At 54.7% G+C, this 20,175-nt stretch carries 22 protein-coding genes; 12 read left to right on the top strand and 10 right to left on the bottom strand.

The features are described 5' to 3' along the window. The first annotated feature begins 121 nt into the window (after window positions 1-121). A complete protein-coding gene (locus E3E25_RS08080; RefSeq protein WP_167892816.1) occupies window positions 122-553 on the top strand; it encodes a hypothetical protein in 432 nt (143 codons plus the stop codon). 395 nt (window positions 554-948) lie between these two features. Next, complete coding sequence (locus E3E25_RS08075; RefSeq protein ID WP_167892815.1) at window positions 949-1,515, top strand: signal peptidase I; 567 nt, start codon at window positions 949-951, stop codon at window positions 1,513-1,515. Here the strand turns inward: E3E25_RS08075 and E3E25_RS08070 are convergent. After that, window positions 1,512-1,868, bottom strand: a complete 357-nt coding sequence (locus tag E3E25_RS08070) for a cupin domain-containing protein (protein WP_167892814.1) — start codon at window positions 1,866-1,868, stop codon at window positions 1,512-1,514. The two genes, E3E25_RS08075 and E3E25_RS08070, sit on opposite strands and share 4 nt — an antisense overlap. A 107-nt stretch (window positions 1,869-1,975) precedes the next feature. Here E3E25_RS08070 and E3E25_RS08065 point away from each other — a divergent pair, with 107 nt between their 5' ends. The 3 genes from E3E25_RS08065 to E3E25_RS08055 all read left to right on the top strand — a co-directional run bounded on the left by E3E25_RS08065 (window position 1,976) and on the right by E3E25_RS08055 (window position 5,588). Next, the gene (locus E3E25_RS08065; RefSeq protein WP_167892813.1) at window positions 1,976-3,595 is read left to right on the top strand and encodes a metallophosphoesterase; all 1,620 of its coding nucleotides are present in this window, start codon (window positions 1,976-1,978) and stop codon (window positions 3,593-3,595) included. A 144-nt stretch (window positions 3,596-3,739) separates the two neighbouring features. Then, entirely contained in the window at window positions 3,740-4,909 is a 1,170-nt protein-coding gene (locus E3E25_RS08060; protein ID WP_206204699.1) for an inorganic phosphate transporter, read from the top strand. 4 nt (window positions 4,910-4,913) lie between these two features. Further along, on the top strand, window positions 4,914-5,588 hold the full coding sequence (locus tag E3E25_RS08055) for a TIGR00153 family protein (protein ID WP_167892811.1): 675 nt from the start codon (window positions 4,914-4,916) through the stop codon (window positions 5,586-5,588). 53 nt (window positions 5,589-5,641) lie between these two features. Here the strand turns inward: E3E25_RS08055 and E3E25_RS08050 are convergent, their stop codons facing one another. Then, a complete protein-coding gene (locus E3E25_RS08050; RefSeq protein WP_012572508.1) occupies window positions 5,642-5,869 on the bottom strand; it encodes an Lrp/AsnC family transcriptional regulator in 228 nt (75 codons plus the stop codon). Between the two features lie 52 nt (window positions 5,870-5,921). Here E3E25_RS08050 and E3E25_RS08045 point away from each other — a divergent pair, with 52 nt between their 5' ends. Then, window positions 5,922-6,569, top strand: a complete 648-nt coding sequence (locus E3E25_RS08045; protein WP_167892810.1) for a serine/threonine protein kinase — start codon at window positions 5,922-5,924, stop codon at window positions 6,567-6,569. On the opposite strand, the gene E3E25_RS08040 is transcribed toward E3E25_RS08045, so the two are convergent. Then, entirely contained in the window at window positions 6,534-6,863 is a 330-nt protein-coding gene (locus tag E3E25_RS08040) for a hypothetical protein (protein WP_167893123.1), read from the bottom strand. The two genes, E3E25_RS08045 and E3E25_RS08040, sit on opposite strands and share 36 nt — an antisense overlap. A 68-nt stretch (window positions 6,864-6,931) precedes the next feature. Between E3E25_RS08040 and E3E25_RS08035 the strand changes: the two genes are divergently transcribed. Next, window positions 6,932-8,794: a S9 family peptidase gene (locus E3E25_RS08035; protein WP_167892809.1), complete on the top strand. Its 1,863-nt coding sequence runs from the start codon at window positions 6,932-6,934 to the stop codon at window positions 8,792-8,794. Here E3E25_RS08035 and E3E25_RS08030 read toward each other — a convergent pair. Both E3E25_RS08030 and E3E25_RS08025 read right to left on the bottom strand, forming a co-directional pair. Then, window positions 8,781-9,065 carry a hypothetical protein gene (locus E3E25_RS08030; RefSeq protein WP_167892808.1) on the bottom strand — a complete coding sequence of 95 codons (285 nt, stop codon included), beginning with the start codon at window positions 9,063-9,065 and terminating at the stop codon, window positions 8,781-8,783. The two genes, E3E25_RS08035 and E3E25_RS08030, sit on opposite strands and share 14 nt — an antisense overlap. Continuing rightward, window positions 9,062-9,478: a hypothetical protein gene (locus tag E3E25_RS08025; RefSeq protein WP_167892807.1), complete on the bottom strand. Its 417-nt coding sequence runs from the start codon at window positions 9,476-9,478 to the stop codon at window positions 9,062-9,064. Before E3E25_RS08025 ends, E3E25_RS08030 begins: the two co-directional genes overlap by 4 nt. Window positions 9,479-9,634: 156 nt before the next feature. On the opposite strand from E3E25_RS08025, the gene E3E25_RS08020 reads away from it, so the two are divergent. The 3 genes from E3E25_RS08020 to E3E25_RS08010 are packed head-to-tail and all read left to right on the top strand — an operon-like array spanning window position 9,635 to window position 15,339. After that, on the top strand, window positions 9,635-12,604 hold the full coding sequence (locus tag E3E25_RS08020; protein ID WP_167892806.1) for an OB-fold nucleic acid binding domain-containing protein: 2,970 nt from the start codon (window positions 9,635-9,637) through the stop codon (window positions 12,602-12,604). Window positions 12,605-12,609: 5 nt separating this feature from the next. Next, complete coding sequence (locus tag E3E25_RS08015) at window positions 12,610-13,932, top strand: tripartite tricarboxylate transporter permease (protein WP_167893122.1); 1,323 nt, start codon at window positions 12,610-12,612, stop codon at window positions 13,930-13,932. 6 nt (window positions 13,933-13,938) lie between these two features. Further along, on the top strand, window positions 13,939-15,339 hold the full coding sequence (locus E3E25_RS08010) for a metal-dependent hydrolase (protein ID WP_167892805.1): 1,401 nt from the start codon (window positions 13,939-13,941) through the stop codon (window positions 15,337-15,339). Here E3E25_RS08010 and E3E25_RS08005 read toward each other — a convergent pair. Genes E3E25_RS08005 through E3E25_RS07985 form a run of 5 tightly spaced genes read right to left on the bottom strand, consistent with a single transcriptional unit; the run spans window position 15,336 to window position 18,930 of the window. After that, complete coding sequence (locus E3E25_RS08005; RefSeq protein WP_167892804.1) at window positions 15,336-16,196, bottom strand: methyltransferase domain-containing protein; 861 nt, start codon at window positions 16,194-16,196, stop codon at window positions 15,336-15,338. The genes E3E25_RS08010 and E3E25_RS08005 overlap by 4 nt on opposite strands. A 4-nt stretch (window positions 16,197-16,200) precedes the next feature. Beyond that, window positions 16,201-16,677: a type II toxin-antitoxin system VapC family toxin gene (locus E3E25_RS08000; RefSeq protein WP_167892803.1), complete on the bottom strand. Its 477-nt coding sequence runs from the start codon at window positions 16,675-16,677 to the stop codon at window positions 16,201-16,203. Continuing rightward, on the bottom strand, window positions 16,668-16,868 hold the full coding sequence (locus tag E3E25_RS07995) for an antitoxin family protein (protein WP_167893121.1): 201 nt from the start codon (window positions 16,866-16,868) through the stop codon (window positions 16,668-16,670). The genes E3E25_RS08000 and E3E25_RS07995 overlap by 10 nt, the downstream gene beginning before the upstream one ends. A 41-nt stretch (window positions 16,869-16,909) precedes the next feature. Beyond that, window positions 16,910-17,845, bottom strand: coding sequence for a dipeptidase (locus tag E3E25_RS07990; RefSeq protein ID WP_167892802.1), 936 nt, complete (start codon window positions 17,843-17,845; stop codon window positions 16,910-16,912). Beyond that, a complete protein-coding gene (locus E3E25_RS07985; protein WP_167892801.1) occupies window positions 17,842-18,930 on the bottom strand; it encodes a hypothetical protein in 1,089 nt (362 codons plus the stop codon). The genes E3E25_RS07990 and E3E25_RS07985 overlap by 4 nt, the downstream gene beginning before the upstream one ends. A gap of 63 nt (window positions 18,931-18,993) precedes the next feature. On the opposite strand from E3E25_RS07985, the gene E3E25_RS07980 reads away from it, so the two are divergent. Both E3E25_RS07980 and E3E25_RS07975 read left to right on the top strand, forming a co-directional pair. Further along, a complete protein-coding gene (locus E3E25_RS07980) occupies window positions 18,994-19,545 on the top strand; it encodes a DUF531 domain-containing protein (protein ID WP_167892800.1) in 552 nt (183 codons plus the stop codon). Beyond that, entirely contained in the window at window positions 19,518-19,994 is a 477-nt protein-coding gene (locus E3E25_RS07975) for a signal peptidase I (RefSeq protein ID WP_167892799.1), read from the top strand. Before E3E25_RS07980 ends, E3E25_RS07975 begins: the two co-directional genes overlap by 28 nt. Window positions 19,995-20,175 lie beyond the last annotated feature (181 nt).

Genomic DNA, 20,175 nt, shown 5'->3' with positions numbered 1-20,175 from the left:
CGATGTTTTTCAAGGTCTTCCTTCCAGAGGTTTGCGGGATGTATGCTTAAATTTGAAGGACAAACCTTAAATACAAATTGCCCACTTAGGTAATGATATAATCCCTTGGGGGTGGAGTTAGATGAGGAGGAATAAGAAGAGGTTAATCCCGCTGGCGCTTGCCCTCGTTCTGGCGCTGGTTGGTGCAGCGCTGGCTGTTCCGGCTATTACGGTGAACGTCCAGGAGATCGGAGCGGGGGGCCCTAAGGTAGTTAGTGTCCCTGGGGGAGTAAGTACTGCTGATGTTGACTGGGTGCTTGCAACCAATCCTGATTACGTCAAGGGGGTGAAAGTCACTTTTGATCAGCCGCTCGATGCGGGAGTGACTATCATTGTAAAGGTCTACGCAAGTGACGACGATCCAACTGCTCCAAACACCGCTCCCACAACTGTTAAGTCGGTTACTCTCTCCAGCGCACTCGCTGCCAACACTCCATATGAGATAGACTTTGACAGTCCAATAGCCATAGGTTCGAATATTAATAGTGTAGCTATTGTGCTCATTGGTCCGTGATTTTGAGTTTCGCGAAAGTTTCATTTCTTCTTATCTGTATTTTTCTGAAACCTAAACCACGCTACATCACACCATCGACGGCAAACTTGGAACGCTTGCTCTGTTCTTCTTGTTCACATTTAGATTAGTTCTGGCCTCTGCCTACGTTTGTTTCCGTTTGTTTCATTTATAATTGTGAATGTCAAGCCTTCCAGTCTCCGCGCGATATCGAAGTATTGCATTTAAAGGGGGCAGTTCAAAAACAGCAAGATTCCATTTTTAACCAGACCAAGCCTAAAAAGAAAAGCACCGTCAATTTTTTAGGCTACATCGACGGATTTTTATGTTGGAGACACAAATTATGAAGTTGGATTAGAGAGCTTTAGATTAATTTCGCTTTAATCTGGTGGGGTCCCATGGGAATTATTAGCAAGATAATTTCCTTCATTTTGTACTTCCTCCTCTTCTCTGTAGCCCTAATCGTTATTCTCCACTTTGTCTTCGGCTTCCAGTACGTGGTCATTCTAACCGACTCGATGCAACCGGAGATAAACCCCACCGACCTCGTGGTCACGAGACCGGTTTCTCCCGACGAGCTCCACGTGGGGGAGGTTGTTCTCTACCGTGTTGAGATAGGCAACGCGACCTACAAGATAACCCACCGCATAGTGGGCATGAAGACTGATTCTAGCGGAAGGTTTTACTACGTCACCAAGGGCGACAACAGGAACTACACCGACCCGTGGAGGGTTTATCCGGAGCAGGTTATCGGAAAGGTGGCTCTGGTCATCCCGAAGGTTGGCGTGGTGTGGTACTACACGCCGCTGATCGTGTTTGGCCTCTTCCTTGTCGTCATAGCTTCCCTGGCCTACGACCTTGCCTGGCTCCTGCTTGAGGAAGAGCCTATACGCCCCAAGTCCAGAAAAGCCGACCTTCTCGTTCTCAGGAGGAAGAAAATAAAGGTTTACCATTACAAGCACTAAGCCCACTCGTCCTCCGGGATTGCCTCCTTCTTGGTCGGGATTATGCATAGAAACTCCAGCGTTTCTCCGGTCGCCTTGTAGCCGTGGGGCTCGTTGGGCGGAACGTAGAGGAAGTTTCCTGCCTTGACGTGGTGCTCCTCCTTCCCGTTCGTTATGATACCCTCTCCCTTCACGATGAATATCTCGTGCTCCCAGTCGTGGTGGTGGAGAGGTATCTCCGCGCCCTTCTTGAGGACGAAGTAGCGCATCGCGTAGTTCTTTGCTCCGAGCTTTGGAGAAACGAGCCACCTTATCGTCACTCCCTCAAAACCGGTGTCCTTCTCGGGGACCTCGGTGTAGTGTCCGACGAACATGGTATCACCGAAGGACTTTTGGCTTTGGGTTATTTAAATCTGCCGAGTTCGGGTTTCTAATGGAAAGTGCTTTAAGCTTTCGTTTCCATCCCCCTGAAGGTGATTCCATGAAGAAAGCCGCTTTTGCCTTCATTCTGGTTTTAATTGTGATGGTCTCGGGCTGCGTCAGTCAGAGCGGTCCGAGTGGGACGTCAACAACTACCAGTTCCGCCGCTGGTGGAATAGACTTCGGGAGCTACGAGAGGGGCCAGGTTCTGGCGCAGTGGAAGAGCTTGGCGGATGTCTCCAGGGTTTACGTCAGCGAGGGCTACGAGGATATAGCGAAGCACTACTTCCCGAACGCCCAGATACTCCCGGCGAGCCAGTACGAGGGTGGCGTCGCGGTGCTCTCGCCAAAAGATGCGAGGCCCCTGCTGAGGGGCAAGCCGATCCTCATAACGGTCAGCGATTACTTCGGCTACGTGGTCTATAAACTCGGCCTTAAGTTCGTTGGTCCGGACAAGGGCGTCTTCGCAGCCTTCAACAAGGATGGTAAGTCCTACTTCGTATTCACCGGAACGAGCAAAGCCGGCGCAGGCGCCGCCGTGAAGTACGCCATGGACTTGGCCGGTGGAAAGTCCCCCAACTCTGAGGACGTTATCAGGAGCGGTGAGTTCGAGGGAGTCGTTCTCAAGGTCATAGGGGACAACAACTGGAACGGAGTTCCGGACGACGGGGAGCACTGGTATCTGGACTCCTTCAAGACGTGGGAGCCATTCATCTACCACTGGCGCATCGTTGACGGCGAGAACGTGACGGTTAGGGGAGGTTTTATAAGGCTCGTGAACGGCTCCACCGTTTATATCCACGCTCTGGGCTTCAACGTCAGCGTTGAGGTGAAGGACCCCAAGGGAGTTGCGCTCACCTACGTGATCGAGAACACCAATCCAGGGATACTTAACCTGCCTGATGGGGCTGAGACGGGAGACACTTGGGTAAGGTTCACGAGCTCCGACTCATCCTTCAGCATAGTCCCGATGGAGGTGGGGGATTACAGGATCATAGCCTTCGGCGACCATAGGTCCGACGGTGGGAAGGAGCCGCCGAAGGTTTTCCTGAAGATACGGGATAAGATAAACTCTGACGATGCCCTCTTCATAATCGACGGCGGTGACCTCGTCTATTCGGGCAAAGTTGACGAGTGGGCAGAGCTTTTGAAGGAATGGAAGTGGAACAAGCCGATCTTTCTGGCCCCTGGGAACCATGAGTACCGCGGGGAGGGTGTGAACGTCTATCATGCCTTCTTCGGCCCGGACGACTACTCCTTCGCTCTCGGGGATTACTATTACATCTTCATAAACGACGTTGAGAACGACTACGGACTCAGCGACGAGGTCTTTGCCTGGCTGGAGGGGGAGCTTAAAAAGGCTCAGGATTCTGGAAGGAGGCCGGTTCTGGTTCTCCACGCCCCGCCGATAGACCCAAGGCCGAACGGTGACCACGCCATGAACCCCGAGGACGGGAAGAGGCTCCTGGCGCTCATGAGGAAGTACAACGCCTTCGGAATATTCAGTCACATCCACATCTACTGGTACGGCGAGGAGGATGGCGTCCAGATGCTCATAACGGGCGGTGGTGGGGCGCCCCTCTACGCACCTCCTGAGCAAGGCGGCTTCTACCACTACGTCAGGCTCTCAATGGGGGCCGATGGGAACGTAGGGGTCGAACCCGTAAAGGTGGGCCCCTGAGCCCTTTATTCTATTTATGCCTATATAGTGGATGGTATTTGGCTATATTCTACTGCGGCAAGATATTTATATACGGTCCCTTATTGGGGCTTGGTGGTGACGGTGGACGTATGGCTACTGATAACCGTGATCCTTGGATTCTCCATGGCCTGGGCGATAGGTGCCAACGACGCGGCCAACTCCATGAGCACCGCGGTGGGTGCGAAGGCCATAACTCCGAAGCAGGCTGTTGTGATAGCCGGCGTCCTTGAGTTCGCCGGGGCGTACTTCTTTGGAAAGAGCGTTACTGAAACGATAAGGAAGGGCATTCTCGACCCTACGATGATAACTGATCCGAACGTGCTTGTTTATGGTTCCATTGCGGCCCTCCTCGCGGCGACGATCTGGCTCATCATCGCAACCAAGTTCGGCCTGCCGGTCTCGACGACCCATTCCATCATAGGTGGAATAGCTGGCTACGGAATAGTCTACGCCGGAACGGCGATAGTCAACTGGGGCAAGATGACCCAAGTAGTTCTCAGCTGGATTCTTTCGCCGATAATCGGTGCCATAATGGCGTACTTCATTTTCAAAGCCCTGACGAAGAGCATTTTCGAGAGAAAGGACCCGGTCAGGAGTGCCAGGTTGTGGTCCCCGTTCTGGATTGGGCTGGCGTTCGTTGTAATTGGAACCATGTTCTACATCAAGGTTCTCCACGGAAAGGACCTTAAGACGGGCGTTTTCATGTACGGGGTTCCGCTCGGTATTGTTGTGTTTGTCGTAACGTACTTTCTCATAAGGCTCCGCTTCCCGAGCAGTGACCCCTTCATCGGGGTCGAGGCAATATTCAGGAAGGTTCAGGTCATCACCTCTGGCTACGTGGCCCTGGCTCACGGTGCCAACGACGTTGCCAACGCCATCGGCCCGGTCGCGGCGGTTTACGCGGTGGCAACGATGGGGCTGAGCGGCATGCAGGTTCCCGTTCCAAAATGGATACTCGCGATGGGCGGCCTCGGGATAGCGGTTGGTGTCGCAACGTACGGATACAAGGTAATGGAGACTGTAGGAAAGAAGATAACCGAGCTGACCAATACGAGGGGATTCACCATAGACTTTTCGGCAGCAACGGTCGTTCTGGTCGCCAGCTGGATGGGTCTGCCGATCTCAACGACCCATACAGTGGTTGGAGCGGTCATAGGAATAGGCCTTGCCAGGGGAGTAAAGGCAATAAACAAGAACATCGTTAGGGATATAGTGATCTCCTGGTTCGTTACCGTTCCGGTCGCGGGTCTGATAAGCGCGGCCATATTCAAGCTCCTGATGATCGTGGGGTGATATCATGCAGGTCTGGACCAAGCTTTTCGCGAAGAGCCCCTTCAAGCCCCTCATAAAACACGCTGATGTTGTGTTGAATACCGTTGAGACCCTCGAGAAGGCGCTCCAGTACTGGTACGAGGGGAACTATGGGGAGATGGAGAGGGTCGCCGTTGAGGTCGACCGCCTTGAGGACGTTGCCGACAGGATAAAGGAGGAGATAAGGGATTCACTCAGCTCGAAGCTCATGATGGCAGTCGCTAGGGAGGACGTTCTCATCTATCTGCACATGCAGGATAAAGTCGCGGACGCGGCCGAGGATACCGCGAAGTGGTTGCTCATCAAGAGGCCCGGCGAGATTCCCGCTGAGATTAAGGACTTGATCCTCCAGATGGGCATGGAGAGCATCAAAGCTGCTAAACTCGTCCACGAGGCCATAGTTCAGATGGACCGCGTTATAGAGAGCGGCTTTGCGGATGGCGAAATAAAGCGGGAGTACGAGATAATCAGGCAGATAGAGAGCGTTGAGAACAAGATAGACGGGCTGGACACCAAGCTGATGAAGCTGGTCTTCGAGAAGGAGAACGAGCTCAGCTGGGGCGACGGATTCTACATCCTCAACATCGCCAGAACCCTTAGCAACATCTCAGATAAGGCCAAGGATGCCGCCGAGAGGATAAGGCTCATGATGAATAAGTAGGCTCTCTTCTTCTATTATTCCTGGAAGAATGGCAAGAGAGAAGAACGAGAAGTTCAGATGGCTATCATCGTCGAGGTCATCTGTATCTCGGACATCTTCCTTATCTTCTCCGTGATGAACTGGTCAAGGTCCTTGAGGGTGTCGGTCTCGACCTTAACAACGAGGTCGTATTCGCCATAGACTACGTAAGCCTCCTTAACCTCCGGCATGGCCAGAAGCTTCTCCATAACTTCCCTTTCCTTTCCAGCGGCCGTCACCATCAAAATAAAAGCCGTCACCATGGCTATCACCAAAAGTATTTTATCGGCGGAGTATTTAAGCTTATCGAGGCCTATGTTCGACCACTTGATAAGCAAAGCTCAACTGGGGCGGTTTTACTCTTACCTGAGGGGGCTTGGATTGGACGAAATAGGGCCCTACGCCAAGGGCACGACTAGCTTAATCTTCAGGGCCAGATTAGATGAAAAAAACGTCATAATAAAGCTTCAACGACCGGACTCCCCGAGGCAGAACTTTGAGAGGGAGGCGAGGATAATCGAGGCGCTGGAGCCATTCAGGGTAACGCCCCCGCTCGTGGCTTACGGCGTCTTCGAGGGCCTTGAGTACCTCATCCGGGAGTTCGCTGAGGGTGAGATAATATTCTATGCGGAGCTTGAGAAGAGTCACCTGTTCGAGATAGTCGAGAAAACAGCTTTGCTCGACAGGCTGGGCCTCGACCACGGCCAGATTCAGGGCGGCAAGCACATAATAATCGGCGAGCGCGTTTACCTCATAGACTTCGAGAAGGCCGGCTGGAGGAAGCCGAGGAACCTAACCTCTGCCATGGCGATGATATTTCTCAACGATAATTACATCTCGCGCCGCGTTAGGGAGAAGTTCGGAATCGATGAATCCTTCTTGAAGGAGATGAAAAACGAACTCAGGGTTTACAAGAAAACCGGCCAGTTATCGGGCCTTCTGCGCCTTCTTTCTCGCCTTTAACCTGTCCGCGTAGATGGCCAGCAGTGGTATCACAACCGCCATCGCTATCAGGCCCATCCTGGGATCCCAGAGGTAGTTGAAAACGAGTATGACAACGACCGCTATCGCTATCATGAGGAAGAGGTCCCTGTCGTAGAGTCTGGATTTCGCCAGTATGTTCTGTTCCCTGGCCACGTACGCGAGGTAGAGGGGTATTCCGAGAGCTGCTATTGCCACTCCCACGTAGGTTTTGAGGATGAGCGAAATCAGTATTCCAGCGGCCAGTATTATTCCAACCCCGTGCTCCTCCTTCATCATCTCACCTGGCCGGGTAGTTACGCTTATATACTTTTAAGGCTCTCTACCAAATAGGTGATAGCGTTATGAGCGGTATCGAATGGAACCACGAGACCTTTTCTAAGTTCGCCTACCTGAACGACCCGAGGATAAGGGGAAACCTGGTTGCTTACACCCTCACCAAGGCCAATATGAAGGAGAACAAGTATGAGAGCACGGTGGTCGTTGAGGACCTGGGAACAGGGGTTAGGCGCTTCATTGAAAACGCTTCCATGCCAAGGCTTTCGCCCGATGGCAGAAAGCTCGCCTTCACCCGCTTTAACGAGGAAAAGAAGGAGAACGAGATATGGGTCGCTGACGTTCAGACCCTGAGCGCAAAGAAGGTTTTGAGCGCTAAAAACGTCCGCTCGATCCAGTGGAACGACGACTCCCGGAGGCTCCTCGTTGTGGGCTTTAAGAGAAGGGACGACGAGGACTTCATCTTCGACGACGAGGTTCCCGCCTGGTTCGACGGCATGGGTTTCTTCGACGGCGAGAAAACGACCTTCTGGGTTCTCGACACGGAGAGTGAGGAAATCATCGAGGAGCTTGAGAAGCCGAGGTTTTCGAGCGGAATCTGGCACGGCGATGCCATAGTCATCAACGTTCCCCACCGCAATGGGAGCAAGCCAGCACTCTTCAAGTTCTGGGACATCTACCTCTGGAAGGACGGCGAGGAGGAGAAGATCTTTGAGAGGGTCTCCTTCGAGGCTATTGACTCCGATGGAAAGGTCCTCCTCCTGAGGGGCAAGAGGGAAAAGAGGTTCATCAGCGAGCATGACTGGTTATATCTATGGGATGGGGAGCTTAAGCCGGTTTACGAGGGCCCGCTCGACGTCTGGAGCGCAAAGCTGACAGAGGGCAAAGTTTACTTCCTGACGCCAGACGCTGGAAGCGTGAACCTGTGGCTCTGGGATGGGAAAGCCGAAAGGGTTGTGGTGGGAAACCACTGGATTTACGGGTTAGATGCCAGCAACGGAAAGGCCCTGCTCCTCGTAATGACGGCAACGAGGATAGGCGAGCTCTACCTCTACGACGGCGAGCTGAAGCAGATAACCGACTACAATGGGCCAATATTCGCCAGGCTCAGGACCTTCGAGCCCAGGCACTTCAGGTTTAATAACAAAGATTTGGAGATAGACGGCTGGTACCTGAAGCCCGAGCTTAAGGAGAACAAAGCTCCGGTTATAGTCTTCGTCCACGGCGGGCCGAAGGGAATGTACGGTTACAGGTTCGTTTACGAGATGCAGCTAATGGCGAGCAAAGGTTACTACGTGGTTTTTGTCAACCCGCGCGGCAGCGACGGCTACAGCGAAGACTTCGCTCTAAGGGTTCTTAAGAGGACTGGTTTAGAGGACTTCGAGGACATAATGGCCGGAATCGAGGAGTTCTTCAAGCTCGAACCCCAGGCCGACAGGGAGAGGGTTGGCATAACCGGCATAAGCTACGGCGGCTTCATGACCAACTGGGCCTTAACGCAGAGCGAGCTATTCAAAGCTGGCATCAGTGAGAACGGGATAAGCTACTGGCTGACGAGCTATGCTTTCTCGGACATAGGCCTCTGGTACGACGTCGAGGTCATAGGCTCAAATCCCTTGGAGAACGAGAACTTCAGGAAGCTCAGCCCGCTCTTCTACGCCGAAAACGTGAAGGCTCCAATACTGCTCATTCACTCGCTGGAGGACTACCGCTGTCCCCTCGACCAGAGCCTGATGTTCTACAACGTGCTCAGGGACATGGGCAAGGAGGCATACATAGCGGTGTTCAAGAAAGGTCCTCACGGCCACAGCATACGTGGAAGCCCGAAGCACAGGGCAAAGCGCTACAAACTCTTCATCGAGTTCTTCGAGCGCAAACTCAAGAAGTACGAGGAGGGCTTTGAGGTCGAGAAGATACTCAAGGAAAGCTGAGGCCCCTCTCTTTGAGCTTTTCTTTCAGCCTCTTTTCGCTTCCCCTGAGGTAGAAGAGGCACCACCCGTTCCGGCAGAACAGCTTCAGCTCGCCCCTGACGTCGTTGATGTCCCCCTTTCCTCTCGTGACCCCCACGAAACAGCCCCTGCCTCTCCAGGTTTTCGGCCCTTCCGGCATCCACAGCTTCCGCGAGAGGGCCTCTCTCATCGTCCAGAACTCAAAGGCGCAGCTGACTATGCCAAAGCGGTGGTTGTGCTCTATGAGCTTCACCAGGAACCTGAGGTAGTCCCCGTCTCTTGGCAGGTGCTCCGGGTTCGGGAGGTGTCTGAGGATCTCTGCCGGCACGGGCTTTCCGTCCGCGTAGAGCCTTGCGGCGGTGTAGAACGGAACCCACCTCTCGCTACCTCAACTATCCTAACTCCCTCCCCCTCCGCCTCGGGCAGGAGCTCATCGAGGCGGCTGAACCCGGCCTGAACGCCGAGCAGAATGCTCTCTCCGAGGTACTTTCCGAAGCAGTCCGCTGGCATCTTCACTACCCTTTCGAAGAAGTAGTTCCTCTCGAAGGCCGCCGCAACGGCTTCAAAGGCCCCAAGATTGCCCCGGTGAAGCGCTCTGCTGGCTGAAGCAACGAGCAGGGGGTGGAGTATATGTCTCTTCCAGTCGGTGATGATTATCGTCCTCATGACCCTTTCTCGGAGGGAGGGCCTTAAATTATTTTCCCCAGTTGTAACGTTCCACCTTATTCAAACCTGGTTACTCCTGTCCCGTTTTGACACGAAAGCGTTAAAAAGAGCATCCATCAACTGAGTTGCTACGTCAAATAAACCGGAGGTCTGCTCATGTCAGGGAAGGAGGGTGAGAAAAAACTCTACTATCATGGCCTGAAGGAGCAGAAGAGGCTCGACGTTTCAAAGCTTAAATACCTGTCGATTCTACTCTCGGTCATCGGCGTTGCCCTTCTGCTCGTCGCAGCCCAGAGCGCCCAGGCACCGCTCGTCAGAGTGAGCGACGTCTACGGCAACTACCTGATGAACTACGCCGTGGTGAGGATAAACGGAACCGTCATCACGGTTCCCTACGTCTCCCAGACCGGCGGAAAGCTCGGCCTCACCTTCACTGTGGACGACGGAACGGGACAGATAGACATCAGAGTATACTCTCCCCTTGCCGATGAGATGATAAGAAAAGGCCTTGTCCCATTCCCCGGCGACGAGGTGACGGCCGAGGTTCAGCTCCGCGTGAGGGAGACCTATACCTACTCGATGCTCCAGTACCTCGGTGGCCTTCACTTCCGCTCGAAGCTCCACTCCGAAAAACCGTCCCTCGTCAAGTCGCTCAACGTCAACATGAGCAACACTTACGTGGCCGTCGAGGGGATAGTAACTAAGTTCTCCAACGTCAGCTCCGGCTATCTTTTGACGGTTGATACTGGTGATTCTCAGGTTTCGGTGCTCGTTCCGAGGGTTCTGCTCGTCTTCAACAACCTCTCCGTCAAGGTCGGAGATACGGTTTACGCCCCGGGAATCGTCTACCTCTACAAGGGCACCTCGCCGGAGATAGTTGTCAGGAATCTTAGCCAGCTCTCCGTGACTCCGATCGAGGAAGCACCCGTAGTCCCGATAGGCGAGGCACCACGCTACCCGGGAATGGTCATGGCCGTCGAGGGATCCATAGCTGGAATATCCTACGAGAACGGCCGCTACGTGCTGACCATTACCGACGGTGGGAACTACCTCGACGCCCTCGTCCCGAGGGACGTTCTCGCTGGCTTAAACCCATTCAACGCATCGGGCGAGAGTACGGTTAAAGTCGCGGGAAGAATGGGCTCAGATGGCAGGCTCGTTGCGGCCTACCTTGAGGTTGTCAAGGCGGTTAAGACGGAGTTCAGGCCGATCGGCGTCCTAACCCCCGACATGCGCGGCTCGATAGTCGCGGTAAAGGGCAACATCGAGGAGGTCGATAGAATAGGCTCGAACCTCAAGCTCGTCATCGACGACGGAACGGGAAGGCTGGACGTCTTCGTTCCGTCAGCTACCCTCGCGGAGCTCTCCAACGAGACGATGGCTCAGCTTAAGGTCGGCCTCGGAGTCGAGGTCGCCGGCTACCTCGAGGAGTACCGCGGAAAGCTTGAGGTGGTCGTTTACACCGGAGAGGGAATAAGGGCCCTCGGAGAGCCGCTCCCGCCGGAGGAGATAGAGCTCCCGAAGGTCACGGCTGAAGAACTGGCCGATTACGAGGGCCAGCTCGTCGATTTCGCCGGCTCCCTTGAGGGGGTGACCTACACCAACGGCACCTACTACCTCACCGTGGACGGGGTTAAGGCCTCGCTCCCGAGAGAAGCTTTATTGAACCTCAACCCGCTCGAGGCTGGAACCGGAAGTCAGGTCGTCATCAGGGGCCTGGTGGCCGGGGATAACCTCGTGAAGGGAGAGAACCTCACCGTTGAGGTGCCGGTAGCTCCAATTCCGCTCAAGCCCGAAGAGGTCACCGCGGAGATGGAAGGCGAGCTGGTCGCGGTAATCGGCAAGGTCACGGACGTGGCCAACCTCAGCGGCAACCTCAAGATAGTCGTCGGCAACCTTCCGGTCTTCGTGCCCCGCTCTACGGCCAGCGAGCTGACCTACGTCCCGGCCGAGGGGGACATGGTGCAGATTGGAGGATACGTTGAAATCTACCGCGACGAGCCGGAGGTGGTGCTCTTCAACCCGGCCGCAATTGAGAAGCTCCAGCAGGCCGGGCCGGTTGAGGGCACCGTCTCAGACCTGAAGACAGCAATGGAACCCCTCCTCCTGACGGTCACCTGGGACTCGATTGCCTACCAGAAGCCCGACTACGCCCTGACCTTCCACGACTCCACCGGAAGCGCAACCCTGCTTGCCGAGCGTTCGCTGTTGCCTAACCCGCTTAAAGCAGGGACTGGTAGCACGCTCAAGCTTATAGCAGACCCGCTCTCCGGCAGGATAACCGCGCTGAACGTCACCAAGGCTAAGCCCTCGTCTATCCTCAAGACCGGCTCGGTGAGCCTCTCGATGAAGGGCAGGACCGTTGCCCTCAACGGCACCGTAACAGAAGTGAGGGTCATCGGCAAGAACCTCAAGCTGACCCTGGATGACGGAAGCGGTGGGATAGCGGTCTTCATACCTGGGGGAGCAAACCTGAGCGTTGAGAAGGGCCAGAGACTCCTCATAGCGGGCTACGTGGACGAGTACAACGGAAAACCTGAAATCATCGTCTACGACTTCGATGCGATTAAACTTGAGAAGCCCTCCGGAGGAACCGCGGGAATCGGAGAGGTGAAGGTCTCTGAGCTCTCTAAAGCTACCGGAAGGGTGAACCTCACCGTCACCTGGGACGGGCTGAGCTACGACAATGGCTACGTCATGAAGGTTCACGACGACACCGGAAGCGCTGAGCTGAGGGTTTCGAGAGAGCTCCTTCCGGATCCAAGAGAGGCCGGAACCGGAAGCGAGCTGAGGATAACCTACGACGCTGACTCTGGAGAGGTCGTTTCCATAACCGTCGTTAGAGCTGTCCCTGCAGAAAAGCTGAAGACGGGCGACGTTACCCTCGACCTCCTCGGAACGACCGTGGTCGTTGAGGGAACCATCAAAGATGTCTACACCGGAAAGAGCTTCATCAAGCTGACGATAGATGATGGAAGTGGGGAGCTGGTGGTCTTTATACCCAAGAGCGTGGCCCAGCTCACCTTCAGCGAGGGTCAGACGGTCAGGATTGCAGGTTATGTTGCCGAGTACAAGGGAACCGTTGAGGTCATTCCTTACAGGAGCGACTGCATTGAGGTGAGGTGATGGCCATGCTTCCCCTTTCAGACCTTTTAATCTGGTCCCTCGCAGGGGTGCTCTTCGGAGCGCTCATCTCATGGATCCCGGGCTTCCACATATTCAACATAATGGCCCTACTTGTTGCAGTCTTCGGCGTTGGCGAGCTGATGCCGGTCAAGGCCTTTCCCTTCTTCGCCATCGGCGCCATAGTTGCCTACGCCTACGTGAGTGCCATTTCCAGCGTCTACTTCAGCGTTGCCGACGAGAGCGCCGTCTTCCTCCTATTCCCCACACAGCGCTACCTCCTCCTCGGCAGGGGCCACGAAGCTGTGCTCCTCTACCTCATCGGAGCGGTAGCGGGAACGCTCTTCCTCGTGCTCGGTCTGCTCTTCATCTTCCCGAAGGTTCTCCCGCCGATCTACCAGGCAACCAGCCCTTACATCACCTACTTCCTCGTCGCCATAGTGGTCTTCATGTTCATGAGCGAGTGGCCCAAGGAAGGTGATAGGGGAAGAACTCCGGGGGAGAGGCTCTGGCTGGCCTGGAGGCAGATACTCGGCGGGATATTCGTCTTCTTCCTGTCAGGAATACTGGGCTTCATAGTCATGAACACCAACCTGCTTCCCACAACCAGCGCCTACACCCGCTTAACTCCGATGTTCATAGGCTTCTTCGGAATGTCCTGGGTGATACTCAACATCCTCTCCAACCCGCCGATGCTGGAGCAAAAGACAGATGACAGGGTCGAGAGCAGCCTCTACAACACCCTCAAGGCCAGCTTCGGCGGCGCCCTCGGTGGAACCATAGCGGCGGTCTATCCAATAATCACCGGCGGAATGGGCGCGCTCGTTGCGGGCCACATGACGAGCCAGCGCGGGGACGATGCGTTCATCATAAGCCAGGGTGTGAACAGGGTCATCTACTACGTGGGAGCGTTTACCCTCCTCTTCCTGCCCAACCTGAGGCTCACGAGGGGAGCGGCTGCCTGGCTCGTCAGCTCAATCTACACCCCCAAGAGCTACTCCGAGTACCTCGCCGCGGTGGGTGTTGTACTGCTCAGCGCGGGCATAAGCTTCCTCTTCACCTACTACCTCTCCAGGTTCATAGCCAGGAGCTTCAACGTCGTCCACATCAAGAAGCTCTCCTACGTGGTGGCGGTGACGCTAGTGGTGATAAGCTACCTCCTCACCGGACCGATGGGACTGGCGGTGCTTTTCGTCTCGACGGCGATAGGAATGATGGCGGCTGCCTTCAACACCAGGAGGAGCTACTGCCTCGGCGGACTTATCCTGCCCGTGCTCATCAGCATGACGGGCCACACAGGCTACTTCATGTCCCTGCTCGGACTGGGGTGATGGAAGATGAGGGGATTCACCCACTACATCTCCGGTTTGGCCGCGGCGACCTTCTTTGGAGCGCTCGTCGGTGATCTAAGGCTGGGCATACTCATTCCGGTCATAGCGGCCGCTGCCGCTTACTTCCCCGACTTCGTGGACTTCAAGTTCGGAAAGTTCCTGGCTAGAAGGGACTACGAGATTGATCCAGCTCCCTGGGACGAGAAGAAGCACTACGCGCCTAAACTCGTCAAAATCAGCGAGCTGAGCAAGGAAAACCGCTACCAGTTCTTTGCCATTGAGGGAACGGTGGAGGAGATACTGGCGAGGGGCTCCGGGAAGGTCTCCTACAAAGTTCTCCGCGAGGACGGAAGCGAGGAGACGGTAACGGAGAGCTACAACAGCATAGTCTTCACGCTCAACGACGGAACCGGAAAGATAACCGTTGAGGCCTTCGGTGATGACTACGAGTTCTTCGAGGAGGAGTTCGGAAAAATCGAGGAAGGAAAGGAGATGCTCGTCTTCGGTTACATCGATATCGATGAGGACGGCTCGCTCAAGCTCGTCGTCAGCGACGCTCCCCACCCTCAGGGCATAGCGGACACCATAGCGAAGGCCATCGAAGAAGCATACAGCGAGGGCGAGAGGATAGTCAAGATACACAACATCCGCCTTCCCGGCGACGTTTACAGGCGCTTCATGGTTCACCTAGACCCGCCCAAGCGGGAGGTCAGGGTGGAAATGGGTCCGATAGTAACGCCAGGAGGGGTCGCGATAGGCGGCGACGTCCCCGAGTACAGGAAGTACGGGATAGCGAAAGTGAGTGTGCCTTTCATCAAGACCTACCCCAAGCCCACCAGGATAGACTCCTTCTCTGGCCCGGAGATAGCCTTTAGGAAAGCGGAGTTCAAGGGAAAAACCGTCGTCAAGGACCGCTTTTTGCCCTGGCACCACGGCTTCAGCCACTCCCTCACGATGGGTGTGGTAATAGGCCTGGCCGTTTTTGCTTTCTTCAAGCTGATTGGCTACGAGCACGCGACGGAGTTGGCACTCGCTTCGATGCTCGGCCAGTGGCTCCACGTCTTCGAGGACCAGCTCGGCTTCATGGGAAGCAACCTGCTCCCGCCCCTCACGAAGGACGTCGTTCCTGGCTTCAAGCTCGGAGAAAGCGGCAGTGGGCTTACCAACTTCTCGACGGCCTGGCTGATGATAGCCTTTATGATATGGAACTTCAACCGCTTCACTGAGCCAAGGGCCATACCGATAAGCGACGCCAAGCTGCTGCTCCTCCTGGCCTGGCCGTCGATAATAGGCTTTGGAATAGCGATAGCCAAGAGCTTCAAGCTTAGAAAGGAAATCTCTGAGCTCATGGACTACTACACGAACCTGGAAGCCTTTGAGGAGATGGAAGAAGTTGGAGGGATTTAATCCTTCCCTCTTCCCTTTTCGGGTTTTCTCCCCACGACGCCAAGTGCTTCCTCAACGCGCTTAACCCCGACGAAGCCGACCCTCCTCAGCCTCTCCATGACGCCCTTCTGAAGGTCCTTTCCCCGGTATTTCTTTCCTGGATTCCCCACGTAGTGGAAGAGCCTTCCTCCGGGTTTAAGAACCCTGAACAGCTCGCGATAGAACTCCTCCGAATAAAGCTGGCCCGCTAAAGAAAAGCGCGGCGGGTCATGGATAACCACATCGAAGCTCTCATCGTTGAACTTCTTTACAACCTCGAAGGCGTCACCCTGAATCACCTGGATTTTACCGCCGGTGAAGAGCTCCCTGCTCCAGGGGTTTATTCTGGCAAGCTGAATCACGTTCGGGTCTTTCTCGATGGTTATGACGTACGCTCCTCTCTTTGAGGCTTCTATCGCCGTGTAGCCGAGCCCCATGCAGGTATCTAAGACTGTTTCGCCCTCCTTTGGCTTCACCGCGTTCACCTTGTTCCTTGTGTCCTGGAGGGGGTTCACTTCCTTCGTCCTGTGCATTCTGATGCCGTTTATCTCAATCGTCGGTGGAATCGTTGGCACGAGCTTGTAGAAGCCCTCTCCAGCGATGGCGGCTTTGTAAACCCCACCCCCTCTCACGAAGTAAACGCTCCCCTCGTCCCTCGCGATCCTCTCGATGACGTCCCTCCCAACCCGCGTTCCGTCGGGAAAGATGAACTCGTCTCCCTCAAGCGTTATGAGCCATGAACGGTTTGTTTTTCTAAGGTCGAGGTTGAGCCTCGCCCCGCCCTTCGCGAAGAGCAGTCTTCTCGCGTCTCTCGCGGTTAGAAAATACAGAGTCTCCACGGTATCACCCGAGGGCGAGTTCTATCTCTTTGATGGAGTTCTCCCGCACCAAGAGGGAGTCTATGCCTAATTCTTTGGCCCTGAGATACATTCCTTTGTCGTCGGTTATCAGTGGAAGGCCCAAAAGACGTGCCGTGGCTATAAAATACGCATCAAATCCAGAAGCTCCAGTAAGAGTGGCGACCTCTCTAGCTTTTTCCAGGATCTCCCCATCATAGTGAAGTATGAAGTTGTTCTTGATAGTGTCACTGGCAATCGATGCTCTGTATTCGTCTCCAGTGATCCTTCTGATGACCCCAGCTACTTCAACAACGATTACAGCTGGTGAGTGCGTTTCAATCCTCTCCTCTTCTATCGTCTCTAGTATGAACCGGCACTTCTCGTGGGTTTCAAGCTCCCTTTTGAGTATCTCCTCTTTGAGATTTCTGGGAGGAGGTAGGAGTGCCTTGAGGACAACCGATGAATCTAGAACTACTCCCATAATTTCCTCTCCCTGGCATCTTTGAGGGCACTTCCCACCTCTTCCTTGACGTTCACTTCTTCGAAGAGCTTCATGAGTCCTTTTAATGAGGGCAGGATTACCAGCTCAACCTCAGTACCGGCTGGAAGATTAAGCCTGTTCTTGGGCCTTAAAACGCCATTCTCATAAACAGCGACTATCTTTGTTCCCATTCTCACTCCCCATATGAGAGTTTGAAGAAATCGTTAAAAACCTAACCCACGACCCTCTTAAAAACGCGCTCGAAGTTCTTGAAGGTTATTGCCTCGACTTCCCTCTCGCTGAAGGTTTCGGACAGCCTCTCCACCAGGTGGGGTATCTTCGACTCGTCCTCGAAGCCTTCGATGCTCCTCCCGCTCCAGCCGGGGAGGTAGTAGACGAAGTCGAAGCCGAGGCCGACGTGCCGGTAGCCGGCCAGGTCGACCATGTACGCTATGTGCTCCACGTACCGCTCCAACGTCGGCTTCTCCTTGTTTACGAAGCTTGGAATGGCAACCGCTCCAATGACGCCATCGCGCTCCGCTATGGCCTTTATCTGCTCGTCCGTGAGGTTTCTCCTGCTATCGCAAAGGCTTCTCGCGTTGGAGTGCGACGCTATAACCGGGAACGCCGTGACATCCAGTGCGTCCCAGAAGCCGGCCTCGTTTATGTGGCTCAGGTCTATCACGATTCCCAGCTCCTCGGCCTTTCCAACGACTTCAACGCCGAAATTCGTCAGTCCTCCGCCGGTTCTCTCAAAAACGCCATCGCCTATCGCGTTACGCAGGCTCCAGGTGAGCGTCAAAACTCTCAGCCCGAGACGGTAAAATGCCTCCAGCAGATCGAGGCTCTCCCCTATCGGCTCCCCGCCCTCAAGGCCGATCCAGAGAGCGACCCTTCCCTCTTTGATGGCCCCTTTCATTCCATCGACCCTTGTCACGAGTTCGAAGCGCTGGCTCTCCTCGATGTCCTTCAGCAGGGAGTTCAGAACCTCCAGGCCGTATAGGGTTGCGTTGTTCCTCCTCTCGGGTCGGGTCCAAATGGCCATAACGCGGGCCTTTATCCCCGGGGCGAAGAAGCGCTCAAAGTTTTCCTCCAAAACGCGGGTCCTCCCGTTAACCCTCTCGTCGTAGATAAATGTCGGGAGGTCCGAATGAGCGTCGAATATCATATCCCCTCACTGGCCTCCTCTATGGCTATTATCTCCGTCAGCACCTCGGTCTTTATCCTGGGGTCGGGTATGCTCCTCACAATCTCTCTGGCCTCTTCAAACTCCTTCCTCTTCGCCAGTTCTAGTGCTATCGCCCTGAGTGCATCGCTCCTCTTGCGGACGTCTTTTATCTCCCTCGCAAATTCGAGGGCCCTCTTCAGGCTCCCGAGTTCGGTCAGGAGTCTGGCTATCTTCTGAACGTTCGCCTCGGTGAAGTGCGGATTCTCACAGTGCTCAAAGGCCTTGTCCACCACTTCTAGATATTCTATGTTATTAACCCGCTTCATCCATAGCGCCACTTCCAGCTCTCCGATGAGCCTAACGACGCCGGCATATTTCTTCTCTATGAGGGCGAGGGCGTAGTGGTTCCTCCCTTCCAAGAGGGCCTGTCTTATTGGCGGAAGACCGACATCGTAGATGGTCTTGGCTAGCTCTATCTTTTTCTCAACGACCGCCGCGCGCTGGTTGACGTGAAGCTTGTCGAATATGTCGAACGCCATCCGGTAGAAGTCGAGGGCCTTGTTCGCGGGAAGTGCGTCGCCTGCCTTTTCGAGGAGCTCCCCTATTCTTATTATGCCGTCTACCTTGAGGTTGTAGCCTATTTCTGCCCCGATTATGGTGTCGAAGGCTATGTTGAACAGTTCGAGGGCAGTCTCGGGGCGGCCGGCGAGGGCCAAGTGGTAGGCCAGCTCCGAGAGAACCACGCCTTTCTCTATCGGACTCTTTATTCTATCTGTCTCGTCTATGGCCCTGTTAAAGAAGTCCATCGCGTCCTCTTCGTACTCCATTATCGCGAGGGATGATGCTATCGTTGAGTAGGCCACCGCCTTGTTGGCGGGGTCTTTGAGTTTCTTGGCTATGTACATAGCGTCCTCTATTATGCTCGGAATCCACTCCTGAGGTCCGCCGTGCTGGTATATGGCAACGGCTATGTCGGTGAGAACCTCTATCTGATCGAGGGGGTCCTTCAGCTTGTGGATCTTGGATAGGGCCTCCTCGTAGTACCTCCTCTCAACTAGTAGCTCTATCTCCTCTCGCGTAGTCATACTAACTATTTAATCCGTTCTAAATCCTTATAAACCTTCCTTGGCCACCCTGAGTGAGGAAAGATGTTGACGCTGGCACTTTACAACACCTACGACCCTAAAAAACTCCACGAGGCGCATCTAAGGGCGATAGCTAGGGCCGGGCCGATAGCCTATGCCTACGGCTTTCATCTGGCCCTTGTGGGGTTTCCGTTCGAGGGTAGGCCAGTTGACGTTGCCCGCGAGATAAGCTCACACACAACCATAGGGGATGGGGGGAGGTATCTCCTCGAACTGGCCGAGGGGAACCGCTTCCATCTCCTTGAGTTCCCCAAGAGGGGCTTTCCGCCGCAGTTCGGTATCCCTGTCGCCACAACAAGAAAACCGGTCGGGGAGAAGGAGATAACCCCGCTGGAGCTCGCCAAAAGGGCCCTTCGCGGAGAGAGTTTTCTCCTCCTGGTCGGCCTCGGCAGGCATGGCCTCCCGAAGGAAATCTTTAAGACCGCCCGCTATCATATGGACATCACGGGAAAGAGAGTAAGCTTAGAAACGTGCACCGCGATCGGTGCCATACCCGCGAGAATAAGCACCCTCATGGAGGCGCTGAAATGGAGGAGTCATGGAAAAAGGATTTAGCGTGGATACTGATAGCGTTACTCGCGGTCTTCACCCTCCAGGTGGGCCTGAAGGTGATTCTTCATACCGACTCGCCCCTCGTGATAGTAGTGAGCGAGTCTATGGAGCCCGTATTTTATAGGGGTGACGTCGTACTGCTCAAGGGCATAAGCGAGGAGAACATAGACGACGTTAAGCTAAACGACGTCATCGTTTACAAGCGCCCCGGTTACGAGTATCCCATCATCCACCGTGTCAGGGGTATAAAGACCGTTGAGCTTGGCGGAAGGGTTGAGAAGTGCTTTGTAACTTGGGGGGACAACAACTGGGCGCCCGACCCGGATTTCCCAACGCCATACGGAATGATACCCTGCGTTCCAGCCTATGCCGTCGAGGATAAAGCATTAGTCGTCTTCCCTAAGATAGGGCTCATCCCCCTCATAATAAGGGAACACCTCGGCCTGGGATGATGTAAGGGTAGGTGTCCGAGGGCTCCGATGATGAACTAATCGGCCCCTGACCCTACGAAAGACAAGGGGGCTCCGCCCCCTTATCTCTCTGTACTCTCAAACCCCCGAGGTGGGGTTCCACCCCACGTTAAGAAACTTTTCTGGAGAAAAGTTTCATCAAAAATGGCATGCCTTTTAGAGG

The sequence above is a fragment of the Thermococcus sp. MAR1 genome (genome assembly GCF_012027305.1).
GTDB lineage: Archaea > Methanobacteriota_B > Thermococci > Thermococcales > Thermococcaceae > Thermococcus.
The sequence above is the reverse complement of the archived record's forward strand: the minus strand, read 5'-3'. Positions and strand labels throughout refer to the sequence as shown.

What these genes read in the sequence shown, in the direction of transcription:
- E3E25_RS08075 (WP_167892815.1), top strand. Translation starts at nt 949, where the DNA reads ATGGGAATTATTAGCAAGATAATTTCCTTCATTTTGTACTTCCTCCTC.
- E3E25_RS08060 (WP_206204699.1), top strand. Translation starts at nt 3,740, where the DNA reads ATGGCCTGGGCGATAGGTGCCAACGACGCGGCCAACTCCATGAGCACC.
- E3E25_RS08010 (WP_167892805.1), top strand. Translation starts at nt 13,939, where the DNA reads ATGAGGGGATTCACCCACTACATCTCCGGTTTGGCCGCGGCGACCTTC.
- E3E25_RS08025 (WP_167892807.1), bottom strand. Translation starts at nt 9,478, where the DNA reads ATGAGGACGATAATCATCACCGACTGGAAGAGACATATACTCCACCCC.
- E3E25_RS08055 (WP_167892811.1), top strand. Translation starts at nt 4,914, where the DNA reads ATGCAGGTCTGGACCAAGCTTTTCGCGAAGAGCCCCTTCAAGCCCCTC.
- E3E25_RS08020 (WP_167892806.1), top strand. Translation starts at nt 9,635, where the DNA reads ATGTCAGGGAAGGAGGGTGAGAAAAAACTCTACTATCATGGCCTGAAG.
- E3E25_RS08070 (WP_167892814.1), bottom strand. Translation starts at nt 1,868, where the DNA reads ATGTTCGTCGGACACTACACCGAGGTCCCCGAGAAGGACACCGGTTTT.
- E3E25_RS07985 (WP_167892801.1), bottom strand. Translation starts at nt 18,930, where the DNA reads ATGACTACGCGAGAGGAGATAGAGCTACTAGTTGAGAGGAGGTACTAC.
- E3E25_RS08035 (WP_167892809.1), top strand. Translation starts at nt 6,932, where the DNA reads ATGAGCGGTATCGAATGGAACCACGAGACCTTTTCTAAGTTCGCCTAC.
- E3E25_RS07975 (WP_167892799.1), top strand. Translation starts at nt 19,518, where the DNA reads ATGGAGGAGTCATGGAAAAAGGATTTAGCGTGGATACTGATAGCGTTA.
- E3E25_RS08050 (WP_012572508.1), bottom strand. Translation starts at nt 5,869, where the DNA reads ATGGTGACGGCTTTTATTTTGATGGTGACGGCCGCTGGAAAGGAAAGG.
- E3E25_RS08040 (WP_167893123.1), bottom strand. Translation starts at nt 6,863, where the DNA reads ATGAAGGAGGAGCACGGGGTTGGAATAATACTGGCCGCTGGAATACTG.
- E3E25_RS07995 (WP_167893121.1), bottom strand. Translation starts at nt 16,868, where the DNA reads ATGGGAACAAAGATAGTCGCTGTTTATGAGAATGGCGTTTTAAGGCCC.
- E3E25_RS07990 (WP_167892802.1), bottom strand. Translation starts at nt 17,845, where the DNA reads ATGATATTCGACGCTCATTCGGACCTCCCGACATTTATCTACGACGAG.
- E3E25_RS08045 (WP_167892810.1), top strand. Translation starts at nt 5,922, where the DNA reads ATGTTCGACCACTTGATAAGCAAAGCTCAACTGGGGCGGTTTTACTCT.
- E3E25_RS08000 (WP_167892803.1), bottom strand. Translation starts at nt 16,677, where the DNA reads ATGGGAGTAGTTCTAGATTCATCGGTTGTCCTCAAGGCACTCCTACCT.
- E3E25_RS08080 (WP_167892816.1), top strand. Translation starts at nt 122, where the DNA reads ATGAGGAGGAATAAGAAGAGGTTAATCCCGCTGGCGCTTGCCCTCGTT.
- E3E25_RS08015 (WP_167893122.1), top strand. Translation starts at nt 12,610, where the DNA reads ATGCTTCCCCTTTCAGACCTTTTAATCTGGTCCCTCGCAGGGGTGCTC.
- E3E25_RS08065 (WP_167892813.1), top strand. Translation starts at nt 1,976, where the DNA reads ATGAAGAAAGCCGCTTTTGCCTTCATTCTGGTTTTAATTGTGATGGTC.
- E3E25_RS07980 (WP_167892800.1), top strand. Translation starts at nt 18,994, where the DNA reads ATGTTGACGCTGGCACTTTACAACACCTACGACCCTAAAAAACTCCAC.